14 protein-coding genes are annotated in these 16,153 nt (G+C 44.1%); 6 read left to right on the top strand and 8 right to left on the bottom strand.

The genetic code is table 11. The features are described 5' to 3' along the window. Window positions 1-259: 259 nt before the first annotated feature. From abc-f to P5G49_RS03720, 3 genes are all read left to right on the top strand, one after another. Window positions 260-1,918, top strand: a complete 1,659-nt coding sequence (gene abc-f, locus P5G49_RS03730) for a ribosomal protection-like ABC-F family protein (protein ID WP_301242111.1) — start codon at window positions 260-262, stop codon at window positions 1,916-1,918. A gap of 158 nt (window positions 1,919-2,076) precedes the next feature. Next, complete coding sequence (locus P5G49_RS03725) at window positions 2,077-3,267, top strand: DUF3238 domain-containing protein (protein WP_301242110.1); 1,191 nt, start codon at window positions 2,077-2,079, stop codon at window positions 3,265-3,267. Window positions 3,268-3,413: 146 nt separating this feature from the next. Further along, window positions 3,414-4,025: an alpha/beta hydrolase gene (locus P5G49_RS03720; protein ID WP_301242109.1), complete on the top strand. Its 612-nt coding sequence runs from the start codon at window positions 3,414-3,416 to the stop codon at window positions 4,023-4,025. Between the two features lie 181 nt (window positions 4,026-4,206). Here P5G49_RS03720 and P5G49_RS03715 read toward each other — a convergent pair whose 3' ends face one another. The 6 genes from P5G49_RS03715 to P5G49_RS03690 form a co-directional block, all read right to left on the bottom strand. Continuing rightward, a complete protein-coding gene (locus P5G49_RS03715; protein WP_301242108.1) occupies window positions 4,207-4,926 on the bottom strand; it encodes a hypothetical protein in 720 nt (239 codons plus the stop codon). Window positions 4,927-5,249: 323 nt separating this feature from the next. Continuing rightward, a complete protein-coding gene (locus tag P5G49_RS03710; protein ID WP_301242107.1) occupies window positions 5,250-5,792 on the bottom strand; it encodes a hypothetical protein in 543 nt (180 codons plus the stop codon). Window positions 5,793-6,051: 259 nt separating this feature from the next. Beyond that, window positions 6,052-7,455 (bottom strand): sensor histidine kinase, encoded by a 1,404-nt coding sequence (locus P5G49_RS03705; RefSeq protein WP_301242106.1) that lies wholly within the window; start codon window positions 7,453-7,455, stop codon window positions 6,052-6,054. Next, window positions 7,452-8,153, bottom strand: a complete 702-nt coding sequence (locus P5G49_RS03700) for a response regulator transcription factor (RefSeq protein WP_301242105.1) — start codon at window positions 8,151-8,153, stop codon at window positions 7,452-7,454. Before P5G49_RS03700 ends, P5G49_RS03705 begins: the two co-directional genes overlap by 4 nt. A 188-nt stretch (window positions 8,154-8,341) precedes the next feature. After that, window positions 8,342-9,271 (bottom strand): dipeptidase, encoded by a 930-nt coding sequence (locus P5G49_RS03695; protein ID WP_301242104.1) that lies wholly within the window; start codon window positions 9,269-9,271, stop codon window positions 8,342-8,344. Further along, window positions 9,258-9,983, bottom strand: coding sequence for a gamma-glutamyl-gamma-aminobutyrate hydrolase family protein (locus P5G49_RS03690; RefSeq protein ID WP_301242103.1), 726 nt, complete (start codon window positions 9,981-9,983; stop codon window positions 9,258-9,260). The genes P5G49_RS03695 and P5G49_RS03690 overlap by 14 nt, the downstream gene beginning before the upstream one ends. Window positions 9,984-10,206: 223 nt before the next feature. Here P5G49_RS03690 and P5G49_RS03685 point away from each other — a divergent pair, with 223 nt between their 5' ends. Beyond that, a complete protein-coding gene (locus P5G49_RS03685; protein WP_301242102.1) occupies window positions 10,207-11,217 on the top strand; it encodes an asparaginase in 1,011 nt (336 codons plus the stop codon). Window positions 11,218-11,260: 43 nt separating this feature from the next. Here the strand turns inward: P5G49_RS03685 and P5G49_RS03680 are convergent, their stop codons facing one another. After that, window positions 11,261-12,421, bottom strand: coding sequence for a S1C family serine protease (locus tag P5G49_RS03680; protein ID WP_301242101.1), 1,161 nt, complete (start codon window positions 12,419-12,421; stop codon window positions 11,261-11,263). 293 nt (window positions 12,422-12,714) lie between these two features. Between P5G49_RS03680 and adh the strand changes: the two genes are divergently transcribed. Together adh and P5G49_RS03670 are read left to right on the top strand one after the other, a co-directional pair. After that, window positions 12,715-14,256 carry an aldehyde dehydrogenase gene (gene adh / locus P5G49_RS03675; RefSeq protein WP_301242100.1) on the top strand — a complete coding sequence of 514 codons (1,542 nt, stop codon included), beginning with the start codon at window positions 12,715-12,717 and terminating at the stop codon, window positions 14,254-14,256. A gap of 49 nt (window positions 14,257-14,305) precedes the next feature. Then, window positions 14,306-14,674: a DUF779 domain-containing protein gene (locus tag P5G49_RS03670; protein ID WP_301242099.1), complete on the top strand. Its 369-nt coding sequence runs from the start codon at window positions 14,306-14,308 to the stop codon at window positions 14,672-14,674. Window positions 14,675-14,748: 74 nt separating this feature from the next. Here P5G49_RS03670 and P5G49_RS03665 read toward each other — a convergent pair whose 3' ends face one another. Beyond that, a complete protein-coding gene (locus P5G49_RS03665) occupies window positions 14,749-16,062 on the bottom strand; it encodes an S-layer homology domain-containing protein (RefSeq protein WP_301242098.1) in 1,314 nt (437 codons plus the stop codon). Window positions 16,063-16,153: the final 91 nt, after the last annotated feature.

Here is a 16,153-nt window from a genome sequence, read left to right as displayed (position 1 = left end):
TAATATTTGTAACTGAGAGGAAAGGGCTGAGGGTGGACGATGATCAATTAATCTTGGATTTCCGCGAAATTGAATGTTTGATTCAAACGGAAAACAGGATTAGTCTGTCCATTTTTATGTCAACTCCTTAAATGTACGGTTTTGTATCCCCCTAACGTAAGGGGCTTTTTGAGGTATGTTGAAATTGGATAGTACCACTGATCCTTCCGTTATTACGCGGAGGGTTTTTTTATTCCCTCCAGAATGGGGAGGAACTATTATGTTATTAGGTAAAATTCGAAGTTTGTTATATTCGATCGGTGAGACAGTCATTTTGGATAAAGTATCTGCGGAACTGCCTGAAGGTGCATGCATTGCGGTCGTTGGAGCGAATGGAGCAGGGAAGTCGACACTGCTGTCGTTGTTTGCGGGGGAATTGATGCCGACAGCAGGTGGGGTTGATTGGATAGGGAAAAGGCCGAACATTACTTACTTTAGGCAAGAACAAGCGGATGAGGGAGATGTGGATTGGGGGCTGTCGGAAGCAGCTTTATATCGCTCGAAATGGAATGTGCCAAAGCAGGCAAATTATTCTTCTGCCAGTGGCGGTGAACGAATGAAGATGCGGCTTTCCACGGCACTTGCCGAAAAAAGCGATCTTGTTTTATTGGATGAGCCGACAAATCATTTGGATTCGCAAAGCCTGGATGAATTGGTGAGGGTCATCAATGAAGGGGATGCGACCTATATGATCGTATCGCATGACAGGCATTTTATAGACAAGACTGCGAATGTCGTGTTTGAAATTGAGCATGGAAAACTGACAGTGTATGAAGGGAATTATTCAGCGTATCGTGATCAGAAGGAAATGCAACGGGCAATACAGGAGAAGCATTTCATTCAACAACAACGGAAAATTGCTATGGTGGAAGGGCAGATTGCGCAGCTTGGAGAGTGGTCGGAGAAAGCGCATAGGGAATCCACGAAAAAGGGAGGTGCGAAAGAATATTGGCGGATGAAGGCGAAGAAGAAGGACGTTCAGATCCGTTCGAAGCGGACGCGGCTTGAGGCCGAGCTCGAGAAGGAAAGGATTGAGAGGCCGGAAGTTGAGCTTGCCGTCGAGTTCGATGTGAAGGGAAAAAAGAAAAAAGGGCATCGTGTGCTTGAACTGAAGGAAGTAGGTAAAGCATTTGACGGGCGAAAATTATTCAGAGACGTGTCTTTCACTATCCAGGCGGGTGAACGGATTGCGTTAGTCGGTGCGAATGGCAGCGGAAAATCTACGCTGTTTCGAATGATCATGGGGCATGAGGAATTCGAAGGGGACCTTTGGCTGACAAAAAGTATGTCGATTGGATATATGAGTCAAGCGGTATTGGATTTGCCGGAGGATGTGACGTTGGCTAATTATTTCCATGCCGAAACGTTTGAGGAACAGGGTTTGATTCGTATCCAATTAACGAATCTCGGTTTTAACGAGAAACATTGGGGATTGCCGCTTGGGAAACTGAGCCAAGGGGAGCGCGTGAAAGTGAAGTTAATGGAGTTTATCCGGGAGGGGACGGATGTGCTGCTGCTTGACGAACCGACGAACCATTTGGATTTGCCGTCGAGGGAACAGTTAGAGAAGACATTGTCGACTTTTCCAGGAACTTTGTTGTTCGCTTCGCATGACCGCTACTTCGCGGAAAGGATGGCGGATGGATTGCTTTTGTTTGAAGAGGGGGGCCTCCGGAAATTGCCCTTGACGTTGCGTGAATGGGAGGAGCGGAAGGCTCTTTCTGATAAAGCATCCGCGGCTGAGGAAAAGATGCGGATTGAAACTGAATTGCAGGCGGTGTTAGGGAAGTTGAGCATCGTGAAGCCGGGAAGTCCGGCTTATGCTGATTTGGATCGGACATTTAATGAGCTGAGTAGGAAGTTGAGGGAGTTAAGATAGGAAAAAGCCGCTTCGGATGAATTAATCTGAGTCGGCTTTTTTAATACAAAGATCTGGAATAGTTTCAAACCTGCCAGAGAAGGGCATTGTGCTTTAAAAAATCCGCGATGTTTAGACAACTAAAAAATACCCCAACATGAAGGAAGGAGGCGATTCGAATGCTTTTTGAAATAAAATCAGTGCGACACCAGCCCGACTTGATTTCATTCGCATGGAATGACGTCGGTGGATTTTATAATGTATACAAAGACGGTGAGCATCTCTATGAAGGGACGGCTGCCGAGTTCCAGGATGGGGATCTCAAGCATGGCAAGGTTTATCAATATTTGATTGAACGTGTCGAAAACAATCAAGTGGTCGATGTGATTGCTATGCAAACTTCGGCATTTTCGAAGGAGAAAAATATCGAAAACCCTTTGCAGTCCCTCGTTGTGACGGCAATTGTTGCAAAGACGCAAATTGCATTGTCGTGGGAGGAGATTAACGACGTCGATGAATATGGCATTTACCGGAATGGAGAATTCCTTGCGATGGTGAATACGAATCGATTCATTGATCGGGATATCAATGTCGATCAAACATATGTGTATCTGATTCGTTCAAGGCGCCCAATCAATAAATCGGGTGAGCGTTATGCATCAGTGAGATCTGCACTTTCAAATGTTTTTGGTACACTGACTGCATCAAGATCCGAAACTGCTATCGAGACTTTCACAACGGTCAAACTGATCGGCAAGCCAAGCAATATTCTTCGACCGATGAATGAGCGAGAACAGGAACCGAAATCAATTGATCAATGGAAGTTCCGCTATACGACATTCTTAGCTGATGAATGGGTAAGAAATCCTAATATACTATCGTCCAACCACTACTTTAAAGGGGATGGACGTGATTTTGATCCGAACGGAGAAGGTTTCCGGACTCGTGTGGATATTGAACTTGCGTACGATGAAAAGGGGGAACCGATGAGGTTTACGAAAGAAGTAGGCACTTCGATTGCATACGATTTTTTGAAACGTTTCAGGGAGAAGGCAAAAGCATCCGCCGATGGGATCACGTTGAAACGAATCGATCATAGGAAAGGGGAAAGCGGATTTCTTCTCACGCACTCCATCGGAAATCCTTTGACTACTGCTCCGCCAATTGACTACGAGGTGACTGCCGTTTTTAAGAGGGAAGGCACTTTTGATATTTCGGGCTATTTTGATCCTGCGCCCCATCATGAAATTTATTTGATAAAAGGGCGTGGAGATAGATGGCGCCCCATCCTGCAAGTCGAAAGCAGGGGGCTTGCCTTCATGTCGGACACAATCGCATACCATTATTGGCGCTGTACGAACTTTGAGTAATCCCTTGTTGAGAATGTAATGCAAGCAATTGCCGTAAATACGGAAGTTTTGACAGTGGAACAATGCCTTGTTATAATTACCTCGAATTCGAGATAAATTTACGCATTCCGTTTTATGATAAATGAAATCAAGGGGGAAATATTATAATGAAGCATATTTTCAAGCAAGGGGCTAATCCGTCGAAGCCGATCCTACTTTTATTACATGGTACTGGTGGTACGGAGCAGGATTTGGTGCCGCTTGCGGGAATGATTGATCCTGAAGCTTCCGTTTTAAGTGTACGGGGCAATGTATTGGAAAATGGAATGCCCCGCTTTTTCCGCCGTCTATCGGAAGGGGTATTTGATGAGGAGGATCTTGTCTTCCGAACGAACGAATTAAATGCATTTTTAGATGAAGCAGCTGAAGAGCATGGATTTGACAGGTCGAATATTGTTGCAATCGGTTATTCGAACGGTGCAAATATCGCGGCAAGTCTCCTGTTCCATTATGCGGATTCGTTGAGAGGTGCTATATTACATCATCCGATGGTGCCGAGACGAGGGATTGAATTGCCTGACTTGAATGGGGTTCCAGTGTTCATCACCGCAGGGAAGAATGATCCGATTTGCCCTGCGCAGGAGACGATTGATTTGGAAGAGTTGCTTGCGGATGCAGGTGCTAAGACAGAAGTTCATTGGGAGATGAATGGCCATTCGCTGACGAGGACGGAAGTTGAAGCGGCTGCGGAATGGTATCAGAGAACATTTACTGAGTGAGCAGATCGTTGGTGCGCATAAATTGCAACAGACACGCATAAAACGAAAATTTTACGCATAAATCGTACTTAAAGACGCATAAATACTTTTTATGCATCTTTCAAGGGATTTATGCGTTTTTCGCGTAGTTTATGCGTTTTTTAGGTACTATAAAAGTCGATCTCGTGTGTGGGCCGGCTTTTTACGTTTGTTTTCGTCTTTTGAAAGGGAGGAATCGAATCATTAAAAAGACTCCGACAAAGAATGAGAAAAACGGGAAAATGAATGGGAATAAAATAGATGGCATCCAATTCCAAGCATCCGTATAATAACCAATTGCAAATGGAGAGGCGCCGCTATTATTCAATATTAGGGTTTGCAAGGCATTACGGTTGGTGAAGCTGAACGATTCTCCTTCCAAATGGCCTGCCTCGTTAATACTATATAAATCGTATGTTAACATCATTGGGTCAATATTAATCCCCACTTCAATGGGGTCGTTAGTTTTCTTTAAAATCATATACAGTTTTTCTTCATCTCTCCGTTTATCTTTCAGGATGATAAAAGAAATATTGCCGTAGTATCTTGCCAATCCTTCTTCTTCAATCCGTATAGGGTACTGCTCCAATTTATCGATTTGTTCTTCATTGACAACGACCGATAAATCGGCAAAAGCGATAGTATATTTCCAAGGATCCGTATAACTTTCCTTATCAATTGGCGTTTCTTCAACCTTTACAGTGTGATCCTTATAGAGGAACGTTGATTTCGGTGGTGGATATCTGTGACTAATAATATGGAGGTCGTAACGATTATGCATTTTAGCAGTATGTGTCTTTTCCATTGCCATTTGCACAGTTAATGGAAGAGAGCTAAGAAATAAAATTACCCCTACTAAGAATAGTACCCATCTTTTTTTCAACTGGCTAATCCCCTCGTTTTCATACAGCTGTTGTTTAATTGTATGTTACCATAGAATGGAAGACCCGCCCTTCCATATGTGAAATATAAACGGTCTGTCAATCGGCTGCGGAATGGTATACAAGAACATTTACTGAGTAAGCAGATTGTTGGTACGCATAAATTGCACCAGACACGCATAAAACGCGTTAGACACGTATAAAACGAAAATTTTACGCATAAATCATACTTAAAGACGCATAAATACTTTTTATGCATCTTTCAAGGGATTTATGCGTTTTTTAGGAATACAAAAAGCCGATCCATTCGGCTTTTTGTGTACAATTATTTTGTTTTTGCCGGTTTCGGCCAAATGAAATACGAAGTGGAAAGGACGAAATCAATTCCGAGAATAAGTAACCATAGTTTAAGCATTTCCGAAAGGGACTGGGTTCTATCCGGTTCGTCAATCCAGTAAATCATAAGATATAAGAACGCACCGCCAATGATGAAAGCGAGAACATGTTGCAAGGAGCCTTTCAAGGAATGTTTGGCATAATCCATTCCTGATCTTCGTACTGGTTTCGGTCCTTGTTTTTTAAAATAGTAAACAAATTTTTCATCCGCCCAACGGATCATACTTTTACCGAACGCGATGGATACCCCGAGGTAAACGGCGGCAAGTGCATGAATCTGTGTGGCGGTGGCACCGTTATGCAAGTCATTTGCTGTAACGATTAATAAAAAGAGATCAAGGACTGGGGTGAGGGCAAGGAAAAATAGGCCGAGCCGTTTTTGGTTGAATATATACCGGGTGATCAATCCAGCAGCAATGACGACCCAAAATCCAATCTCACAAGCTATGATTATCCATGCGATGAAATTCATAGGAACACCTCTTCTTTCAGACTACTCAATCAAATCGTACCACAGTAATCTTCTATTCGAAACGGACTGACCTTCCTATACGTCCAAGGTTCATTCCTTCGCGCTCAAAGTCCATTAATTCTCGTAAGGGTCCATTCCTTCGCGCTCAAGGTCCATTAATTCTCGTAAGGGTCCATTCCTTCGCGCTCAAGGTCCATTAATTCTCGTAGGGGTCCATTCCTTCGCGCTCAAGAATGCATCCTCCACGCCCGAAGGACTACTACCTCGGCAACTCAATCCTAAATTTCGTCCCTTCGCCCTTCACGCTCTCCACAGTAATCGTACCGCAATGCAAAGTGACTAACTGTTTCACGATCGACAACCCCAATCCGAATTCGCCATATGGATTAGTCGTGCGCGAATCGATCGCTTTGTAAAAACGGCTCCAAATCTTCTCGACTTCTTCGGGATCCATCCCGATTCCTGTATCCCCGATTTCAATAACCGTGCGATTATCGTGCATAAAGCCCTTCAGGCTAATCAATCCATTTTCCGTAAACTGAATGCTGTTTTTTGTGATATTGATCAACACTTGAGTTAGCCGGTCGTAATCGGCGAAGATGAAAAGATCATCCGTAACGTCCACAACGATTTCATCACCACGTTCAGCAGCTGCATCGCCTAATTGGTCCTTTATAATTTCAAGCAATTCCTTCAGTTGGATCTCTTGTTTCACCAAAGTCACTTGATTGGAACGAATCTTTTCGTAATCCAGGTTTTCATTCACAAGACGGATTAGTCGCATTGTTTCATTACTCGCGAGCTGAAGCCCACGCTCTTTTTCCGATTCCGAGATCATATCATTACGCAATCCTTCGATGATGCCGCGGATTGTGGTAAGTGGCGTACGAAGCTCGTGAGACACATCCGCCATGAATTGCCGTCGTCGGTTTTCGAGATTCTCGATTTCCTCGGCGGATGTCGCAAGCTTTTCGACCATACCGTTGAAATCTCCAGCAAGTTCACCGATTTCATCGATGCCCTCTGTTGGAATCCGAACCGAGTAATCACCTAACGCAACAGTGGCAGTGGCGGAGCGAAGCCGTTTAATACGCCTACCGTGGAAGGTGGAGAGAATTCCACTCAGCAATAATGCGATTACCAATGCAATGAACGTCGTATAAATCAAATAGCTATTCATTTGCGAGATGATTTCCCGTGATCCTTTGATAGGGGATGTCAGTAAGATGCCCCCGATGAACTGATTTCGATGGAAATAAGGAAGGAGGACGTAGGTAACGGCTTGTTCAAATCGTTTGTATTCCTGTTTCACCGTTATGGCTTTGCCGCTTTGCAATGCCCGCCACTCATCTACATTCAATTCGATCAAGGGCGTTTTCAATCCTGTTGAAAAAATAATTGCAGACCTTTCATTGAACAAACTGTATTGGATGTCCCGACTTTCCAATACATGTCCGTATGATTTCAAAATCTCTCTTGAACTACCTTGGACTTGTTCGATATCGCTTAAGATCGATTTTCCGTAGGTGGCGAGCTCCTCTGTTTTATTGTCGTAGACGAACTGTTCGACAAAATGCGAGAACAGCAAACTTAAAATTAAAAACGCGATGATGATGACGCTGAAGTGACTTGCCAATTGCTGATAGAAGTATTTGATTTTCATTCGGAATCACCAATTGTCTCGTCAAAACGGTATCCAACGCCCCAAACTGTATGGAAAAAGGATTGTTTCGGCTTAGACACTTTCGATCTCAACCGTTTGATATGCACATCCACTGTTCGATCATCACCATAAAAATCATATCCCCACACACGATCGAGCAACTGCTCACGCGTAAACACTTGTTTCGGATGCTGGATGAAAAAATGGAGCAGATCGAATTCTTTCGGCGTCAAGTTTGGCACGGGTTTACCGTCTAATAACACTTCACGTGTTGCCGTATTTATAGTGAAATGGTCAGTTTTTAACGTTGTTTCATCCAGTCCTTGCTCTTTCGAAACAGCATAACGCCGCGTGACGGCCTTTATACGTGCCATAAGTGCTAGCGGACTGAACGGTTTCGTTACATAATCATCCGCTCCCATCTCAAGTCCAAGCACCTGATCGGATTCACTATCCTTTGCGGTTAGCATAATAATCGGTACTGCAATCTGATCTTTTCTCAACTGCCTGCAAATGGATACCCCATCCATCCCTGGGAGCATCCAATCGATAATCAGACAATCCCAATCTTCCGAGCTTGCCCACTTATATCCATCCAACCCATCCTTTACAAACTCTCCTTCAATCCCTTCCTTCTCGAAAAATAGTTCAATCATGGAAGAGACACTTTCATTATCTTCGATTACAAGGATTTTCATCGGAAAGCCCCCTCTTGGCCTAACTTTTTCTTACATGAAATTATACAGGATTTTAAAAAACAAGTGATACGTGGAGTAGTATATGAGACAGATTCAGGAGGATTTATATGAAATAAGAAAGGGCCGTCGGAAAAGACAGCCCCTTCTGCTTAGTTAATCCACTCCGGAAGGCTAACCGCCACCTCCGCTTATTGTTTTGGTCGATGGTCAAGGAAGTTCTGATACGCGAATCCTTTCACTTCATCCTCGCTATATTTCTTCAGTAACTCGTCAATTAATGCAGGATGCATGGAGGCATCTTCGAGATTGGTGATCTTCTTTGAAATTCCGTCAAAATCCGATCCGAACCCGATCTGCTTTACGCCCCCAAGTGAACAAAAATGGTCGATATGTGCGATAAGATCGGAAATGGATGCCGAATCCTGTCCGGTGATGAAAGGAGGAGTGTATACGACATGGATGAGTCCATTCTTTTTGAATAAATGAGTGGCTTGTTCATCGGTCAGGTTCCTTTGATGACTGCATAGAGTCTTTGAATTGGAATGGCTTGCGATTGGGTATTTAGCCAAGTCCAGCAAATCCCAAAAAGCACGTTCAGATAGGTGCGAAACGTCTGAAAGGATTTGCCGATCATTGCAAAAACGGACAATCTCTTTTCCGAATTCCGTTAATCCAGCCCCTCGTTCCTCGCCAACACCGTCCGCAGCAAGATTTGCGTTATTCCACGTCAATCCGATGGAGCGCACGCCTAATTCGTGAAGAATCGACAGCTTCTGCATATCGTTGCCTATGCAATCGACTCCCTCCAATGTTAGAAACGCACCAATCTCGTCATCAGCAAGCTGATCAAATTCCTGCCAGTTTTTAAGGGCCTTCATTTTCGGGTTTTTCCCAATCACTTCATTGTAAAAGTAATGGATCTGATCAAGAGCTACCTGGAATTTTTGATCCGATTTTATGGATGGGGGAATGAATATAGCGAAAGCTTGGATCTTTACTCCACCTTGTTTCAACTTATTGTAAGTAACATCCAGTTCCACTGAATCCTCAAAAGACAATTCACCCTTAGACTGTTCCATTCTCAATAAAACATCACAATGCAGATCAATTATATTCAACTTGAACCATCCTTTCGATGCAGGCTTTAATATATGCTTTGAATAATCTATCAGAAACTTGGTCCTCTTTTTGGAGAAGGGCCTCGGGATGCCATTGCACTCCAATGACGAACTGATGCGCCGTACTTTCAATCGCCTCAACAATCCCATCGCTCGACTGACCTGAAACGATAAGTGGGGAAGGGATATCTTTTACGGCTTGATGGTGGAAGGAGTTGACCAGGATCTTTCCAGACATTGAAATTGATCCAAGAAGGGTCCCTTGTACAACATTCACTGTATGAGATTGATGATCCCTTTTCGCTTTTTGGTTATGTTGAACAAGTGGAGTAGCGATTTGAGCCGCAATATCTTGGTATATCGTACCTCCACATGCAACATTCAAGATCTGATGACCCCTGCAAATGCCAAGGATGGGTTTATCCAAATTAAGCATTTCACGAACCAATCCCAATTCAACCGAATCCCTTTCAGGTGTCACGTCTCCAAGCTGCTGAATGGGCTCTTCATTGAACTCCAGTGGGTTAATGTCCCCGCCACCTGAAATAACTAACCCATCGATGATTGAAGTGATTTGCCCGATATCGGTTTCAACCCCCATAGGAATGATAAACGGTATACCGCCACTTGCGATAATTGCTTGGATATATGTGTTCTGAAGTTTATGAGCAGAAGGCTCGACGTCAGAAGTTATGCCAATGATAGGTTTCATCCCACATTTCCCTCCCTTAATTAAAAGTGCTGCCACATCAGAATAGTCTGATAGGTGGATTAGTATAACCTTATCAAACCAAAAAGAACCTTTCAATAATGTTTTGGCAACTCGAGTAATTTAGTGTATTAAGAACTTGCATTTAAACGGAAAGTAGAAAATAATAGAATTATAGTTGTGATATATATATGTTTGAAATTAAAGGGAATGGAAGTGTTTTGTAATGTCTGAAGTACTTGTGAATGTTGAGCGTGGTCCTCTTGTTGAGAGTATGCATAGAGGCAGCATAGCAGTTGTTAATGCAAAAGGGGATGTCATTGCTAGGGTGGGGGATATGGATAATGTGATTTTTGCGCGTTCATCCATGAAACCGTTACAAACCCTTCCCATTATCGAAACGGGTGCAGCGGATCATTTTCAATTCGAGGACGCGGATCTGTCATTATGCTGCGCTTCACATAATGGAGAAAGGCAACATACCGATAGAGCTGCATCCATTTTAAGCAGGATCGGTTTGGAAGTGGCGGATTTGCAGTGCGGCACGCATCCTCCAAGGTTTCAAAAGGCATTTGAGGAAGTTATAAGAGAAGGAAAGGAAATAACTCCGATCTATAATAACTGTTCGGGGAAGCATAGTGGAATGCTTGCTACGGCGATACATATGAATGAAAGCGTTGAGGATTACTATAAGGTGGAACATCCCGTTCAACAAAGAATACTTTCCGTTATTAGTGAGTTGACGGATGTACCGGTGGATGATATTCAAATTGGCATCGATGGCTGCGGAGTACCAGTCCATGGTGTGCCATTAAAGAACCTGGCACTTTCTTTTGCGCGGATGGCGGACCCAAGTGAATTGGATGAATCAAGGAGAACCTCAATTGACCGAGTGACAAAAGCAATGATGAACGCGCCAGAAATGGTAGGGGGGACATCAAGGTTCTGCACGGATTTCATGAAGCATATGGGTGGCAGGATGTTTGGGAAAGTCGGTGCTGAAGGTGTCTATTGTGTGGGGGTACCTGAAGTTGGCATAGGAATCGCGGTGAAGATTGAAGACGGTAATAGCCGTGCGACAAATGCGGTTGTTCTGGAGATCTTAGACCAGTTGAAATTGCTTACAGAGCAGGAGAAGAAGAATCTTGCATCTTATCATTTCCCTGAACTACTAAATGCAAGAAAAGAAACGATTGGATCGCTTCGACCTGCGTTTTCTATCCGTCAAACGGTTTGATTATGTATATAAAACTACACCTCCGCTACAGCGGAGGTGTTATTTACTCTATAGGCGTTGTTTTACTTGTCAGTGTCAATTCCACAGTTCGTTTCTCCGAGCCTGTATAGACGGTTAACTTTGCCTTATCCCCGATGGAAAGCTTCGTGTAAAGGAATTTGCGAAGTTCCATGCTATTTTTGATGTCTGTTCCATTGATGGCCGTAATGACGTCCTGTTCCTTCAATCCCGCCTTGTTAGCAGCGGATGTCGGGTCGACACTTGTCACCATCACGCCACCTTTAACCTCTTCGGGAATGTTTTGAACATACATATACGGAACATTAGCTAAGTCTGCAAGACCAACGCCAATATAAGGCCGTTCAATTTTGCCGTTTTTCGTAATTTCTTCAAGTAATGGGACAACATCATTGCTTGGAATTGCGAAGCCAAGTCCCTCCACGCCGCTTTCTGCGATTTTTAAGCTATTGATGCCGATTACTTTTCCTTCGGCATTAATAAGTGCTCCGCCGCTATTTCCGGGATTGATGGCCGCATCAGTTTGGATGACATCCATTTCCCAAGCGCCCGCTATCGTTTTCACTTCGATTGAACGAGAGGGTGCGCTAATGATGCCTTGTGTGACAGTACCGGAGAAATCCAGACTTAGCGGATTTCCGATTGCTACAACTGAATCACCAGCCCGCAGCTTATCAGAATCCCCGAATTCAAGGGCGATGTCGACTTGGGAAGCGCTGATTTTCAAGACGGCCAAATCAGTCAACGCATCACTACCGATGAGCTCCGCAGTTTCCTTTTCTCCGCCTTGCAATGTCACCTCGATTTTTCCTGCTCCTTCAATCACATGGTTATTTGTAACGATATAGGCAGCTTCTCCATCAATCTTATAAATGACGCCAGAACCGGTTCCGAATTCGGCTAACTCAGAGTTACCGGCAAACCGGTTGCCAGTAGTTTTGAAGTTGGAGACACCGACGATCCCTTTCGATGCGTACTCCACCATGTCTGATAATGTTGATCCCGAATTTGATGATGTCTGGACGAAAGTAGGTGTTGTCGAATTTTCCGTGACTGCGGCTGCCTTTTCTTGTGGTGTTTTCACTTGTAAAATATCCGTATTCGCCACAACCCCTAAAGTAAGTGCCGATCCAAGAACTCCAGCACCTACTGTGGAAACGAATCGTTTGACGAAAGAACTTTCCATGAATAAAACCCCTCTCTTGTACTGGTTATTGTCATTGTAAGTTGCAATTATGAACAAATTATTACGGAGGGATGAAAAAAATCGTAAATGATTGACTCCAAAGGTGGATAACCTATCAAGCTTGCAATAGTTTGTATAGTCAGATAGAATGAATTTACACATTCTTCATTCAATATAAAAAATAATGTATACGCTTTCAAATGAATACCGCCAATTGTTTCAGCATAGTATGGCTTTGTGTGCAATTTTTGCACTTACTATAGCAATCTATAATGAATTGGGAGGAATGGAACATGGTACAAGCCGTAGAGAGTCACGTTTATGCATTTCCGAACACAGAAGGGGCAAAAGTAAATTTCAAGGAACGTTACGATAACTATATCGGCGGAAAATGGACAGCCCCTGTGAATGGGCAATACTTCGATAATCCGACGCCTGTCACGGGAAAAGTATTTACACAAGTGGCAAGATCGACTGCTGAAGACATTGAGTTGGCGCTTGATGCGGCTCATGCTGCGAAGGACGCTTGGGGGCGGACTTCTGTAACAGAACGCGCAAACATCTTGCTTAAAATCGCTGACCGCATGGAAGAGAATCTCGAGATGCTTGCTGTTGCCGAGACATGGGAAAACGGAAAAGCGGTTCGTGAAACATTGAATGCCGACTTACCGCTTGCAATCGACCATTTCAGGTATTTTGCTTCCGCCATCCGTGCGCAAGAAGGTGGCGTCAGTCAAATTGACAATAACACAGTCGCATACCATTTCCATGAGCCTATAGGGGTTGTTGGCCAGATCATCCCTTGGAACTTCCCGATTTTGATGGCGGTTTGGAAGCTTGCGCCTGCGCTTGCTGCAGGAAACTGCGTTGTATTGAAACCTGCTGAGCAGACACCAGCATCTATCTTAGTATTGATGGAGCTGATTGAGGATCTATTGCCGGCAGGAGTCGTCAATATCGTTAACGGTTTCGGACTTGAAGCAGGGAAGCCGCTTGCATCGAACCCGCGTATCGGGAAAATTGCATTCACTGGGGAGACGACGACGGGGCGCCTCATTATGCAGTACGCATCACAGAACCTGATTCCTATGACACTTGAGCTTGGTGGAAAGTCACCGAACATCTTCTTCGAGGACGTCATGGCTGAGGATGATTCATTCTTGGACAAAGCAGTTGAAGGTTTCGTCATGTTCGCATTGAACCAGGGGGAAGTGTGTACATGCCCGTCACGCGCATTGATCCAGGAATCCATCTACGACAAGTTCATGGAGCGTGCAATTGAGCGTGTAAAGGCGATCAAGACCGGAAATCCGCTTGATCCGACGGTAATGATGGGTGCTCAAGCTTCTACTGAGCAATTGGAGAAGATTCTATCGTACCTTGACATCGGTAAACAGGAAGGGGCCGAGTGCCTGACTGGCGGCGAGCAAAACAAACTTGAGGGTGAATTGGCGGATGGTTATTACGTCAAACCGACAGTTTTCAAAGGGAATAACAAAATGCGTATATTCCAAGAGGAAATCTTTGGTCCTGTCGTCTCCGTAACGACTTTCAAGACGAAAGAAGAAGCGTTGGAAATTGCGAACGACACATTATACGGTTTAGGTGCAGGCGTCTGGACACGTGATATGAATACAGCATATCGCTTTGGCCGCGGCATTCAAGCGGGTCGCGTCTGGACAAACTGTTACCATGCTTATCCGGCGCATGCGGCATTCGGCGGCTACAAAGCATCTGGAATCGGCCGTGAAAACCATCTTCAAATGCTCTCGCATTACCAGCAGACGAAAAATATGCTTGTCAGCTATAGCGAGGATAAGCTAGGGTTCTTCTGATTCAGCCAAAAACTCTTCGAATGAGGTATGTTTGGAAAGGAGGATGTCGATGCCTGAACGCGTTCTTGCAACGGACGCTGCCCTAAAATTGATTGAGCTACTGAAGGGGAAGCATGGCCCGTTGATGTTCCACCAATCAGGGGGCTGTTGTGATGGTTCCTCCCCGATGTGCTACCCGGATGGTGATTTGATTATTGGTGATCAAGATGTTCTTTTGGGGTATATTGGCGGCGCGCCTTTCTATATGCATAAGAACCAGTTCGAATACTGGAAGCACACCCAACTGATCATCGATGTCGTGGATGGCCGCGGTGGTATGTTTTCGCTGGAAGGGGTGGAGGGGAAACGTTTCCTTACGAGGTCGCGGGCTTTTTCAGCCGAAGAGAATAAAGTGCTGCAGGAAAGACTGCTTTCGTAAAATCGTTTTCGACTTAACCATCTTTAAGTGAATAAAAAGCAGTTCCGTCCCTATAAAAGGACGGAACTGCTTTGTTAATTCATCAGCTGCATGAAGTTCACAAGTATCATTGAAGCCTGGGCTCTTGTAATCGGATCATTTGGCTCAATATCACCGAAGAGCTGGCCGAATTCAGGGGAAATGGCAAATGGTTTGCCGGTTTTCAATTCCACAACCCGTTGAAGCATAAGGGCAATTTCCGCATTTATGACCTTATCGGATGGTTTAAAATAATCCCCATGTCCTTTGATAATACCGTAGTGATAAGCCGTTTTTATCTCGGCTTGAGTCAATAATGAATAGTTTCCAATATCTTTAAATGGTGTTGCTGTCGTGTTTTGTATATCCAAATTCAACGCGCGAACTAGTATGGCCGCGGCTTGGGCACGAGTCAGTTGTTCGTCTGGCCGGAATGTACCATCTGCATATCCTTTGAAAACTCCCCGTTCAACAGCTGCACTTATGAAAGGCTTTGCCCAATGATTTTCCGTATCGCTGAAACTGACGTTCATAGTCAATAGACCAAAACTCTCCCAAAATTGCTTAGCCACTACCCGGTGGCCTGTGCTACTTAAATGAATGTTTGCGGGATTCGGCACATTGACTTGAAAATCCTTGGCAATTTCCGTATGTGTGGGAACAAATGTGACTTTCTGGTGGGAAGCGGTCGCTTTATAGATTGCGCCATTCAAATTCACTAATAAATTATTTAACAGGGGTTGGATTTCTTTCGGTAGATGCGGAAATGGATTGTAATAACCCATTATATATACGTTTACGTCCGGGTTGATTGCGTGGATTAGTTTAATGATTTCGTTCATATTGAAACCGACCTGCAAAAGTGCCTCTCCAAGTTGTGCCTCATCGTACTCGACTTTTCCTGTGGCTTTATCAATTTTAAGAGCAGCTAAAACATCATTCGCCCCCACACTCAATGTTATGAGGTTAGAGTTTTTGATGGCCTCATGGATCGTCGTGGATGTTTTATCGAAACCGTGACCTACGATCGCCCCTGTTTTGTTTTCACTGATATCCTTAAGCACATCAGCTGTTTTATACCCGGGATATGCAAACCCTTTATTGAATGAATGAGGCAAATTTAGTTCCCCCATTGATTCTGCAAGAATATCTGCGTACCCTTTACCTAAATTGTTGTTCGAGTCAACGCCTGCGGCTAAAGAATCCCCTAAAGCAAGGTAGTTGATCTGCGTTACTCCATCGTTAAAAGTGGAAGCTGCAACCGATTCAGCCGAATGGTTGGCGGCGCTTGCACTATGATATGGAATAATGCCGAACGAAATAGTTAGAACGAGAGCTGCAAAAAGTTTGAAAATAACTTTTTTCCTCATGCCTTTCCCCCTATCCAATTTGCGTACCTTATTAGAGTATTCAATGGCCCATAACAATTATTAATAGAATGAACTATATTTTCTCCTGCAA

Source organism: Sporosarcina highlanderae (assembly GCF_030433715.1).
Classification (GTDB): Bacteria; Bacillota; Bacilli; order Bacillales_A; family Planococcaceae; genus Sporosarcina; species Sporosarcina highlanderae.
This window is presented reverse-complemented; position numbering and strand designations above follow the sequence as displayed.

What these genes read in the sequence shown, in the direction of transcription:
- P5G49_RS03725 (WP_301242110.1), top strand. Translation starts at nt 2,077, where the DNA reads ATGCTTTTTGAAATAAAATCAGTGCGACACCAGCCCGACTTGATTTCA.
- P5G49_RS03700 (WP_301242105.1), bottom strand. Translation starts at nt 8,153, where the DNA reads ATGAAAATCCTTGTAATCGAAGATAATGAAAGTGTCTCTTCCATGATT.
- P5G49_RS03685 (WP_301242102.1), top strand. Translation starts at nt 10,207, where the DNA reads ATGTCTGAAGTACTTGTGAATGTTGAGCGTGGTCCTCTTGTTGAGAGT.
- P5G49_RS03690 (WP_301242103.1), bottom strand. Translation starts at nt 9,983, where the DNA reads ATGAAACCTATCATTGGCATAACTTCTGACGTCGAGCCTTCTGCTCAT.
- P5G49_RS03710 (WP_301242107.1), bottom strand. Translation starts at nt 5,792, where the DNA reads ATGAATTTCATCGCATGGATAATCATAGCTTGTGAGATTGGATTTTGG.
- P5G49_RS03665 (WP_301242098.1), bottom strand. Translation starts at nt 16,062, where the DNA reads ATGAGGAAAAAAGTTATTTTCAAACTTTTTGCAGCTCTCGTTCTAACT.
- abc-f (WP_301242111.1), top strand. Translation starts at nt 260, where the DNA reads ATGTTATTAGGTAAAATTCGAAGTTTGTTATATTCGATCGGTGAGACA.
- P5G49_RS03720 (WP_301242109.1), top strand. Translation starts at nt 3,414, where the DNA reads ATGAAGCATATTTTCAAGCAAGGGGCTAATCCGTCGAAGCCGATCCTA.
- P5G49_RS03705 (WP_301242106.1), bottom strand. Translation starts at nt 7,455, where the DNA reads ATGAAAATCAAATACTTCTATCAGCAATTGGCAAGTCACTTCAGCGTC.
- adh (WP_301242100.1), top strand. Translation starts at nt 12,715, where the DNA reads ATGGTACAAGCCGTAGAGAGTCACGTTTATGCATTTCCGAACACAGAA.
- P5G49_RS03670 (WP_301242099.1), top strand. Translation starts at nt 14,306, where the DNA reads ATGCCTGAACGCGTTCTTGCAACGGACGCTGCCCTAAAATTGATTGAG.
- P5G49_RS03680 (WP_301242101.1), bottom strand. Translation starts at nt 12,421, where the DNA reads ATGGAAAGTTCTTTCGTCAAACGATTCGTTTCCACAGTAGGTGCTGGA.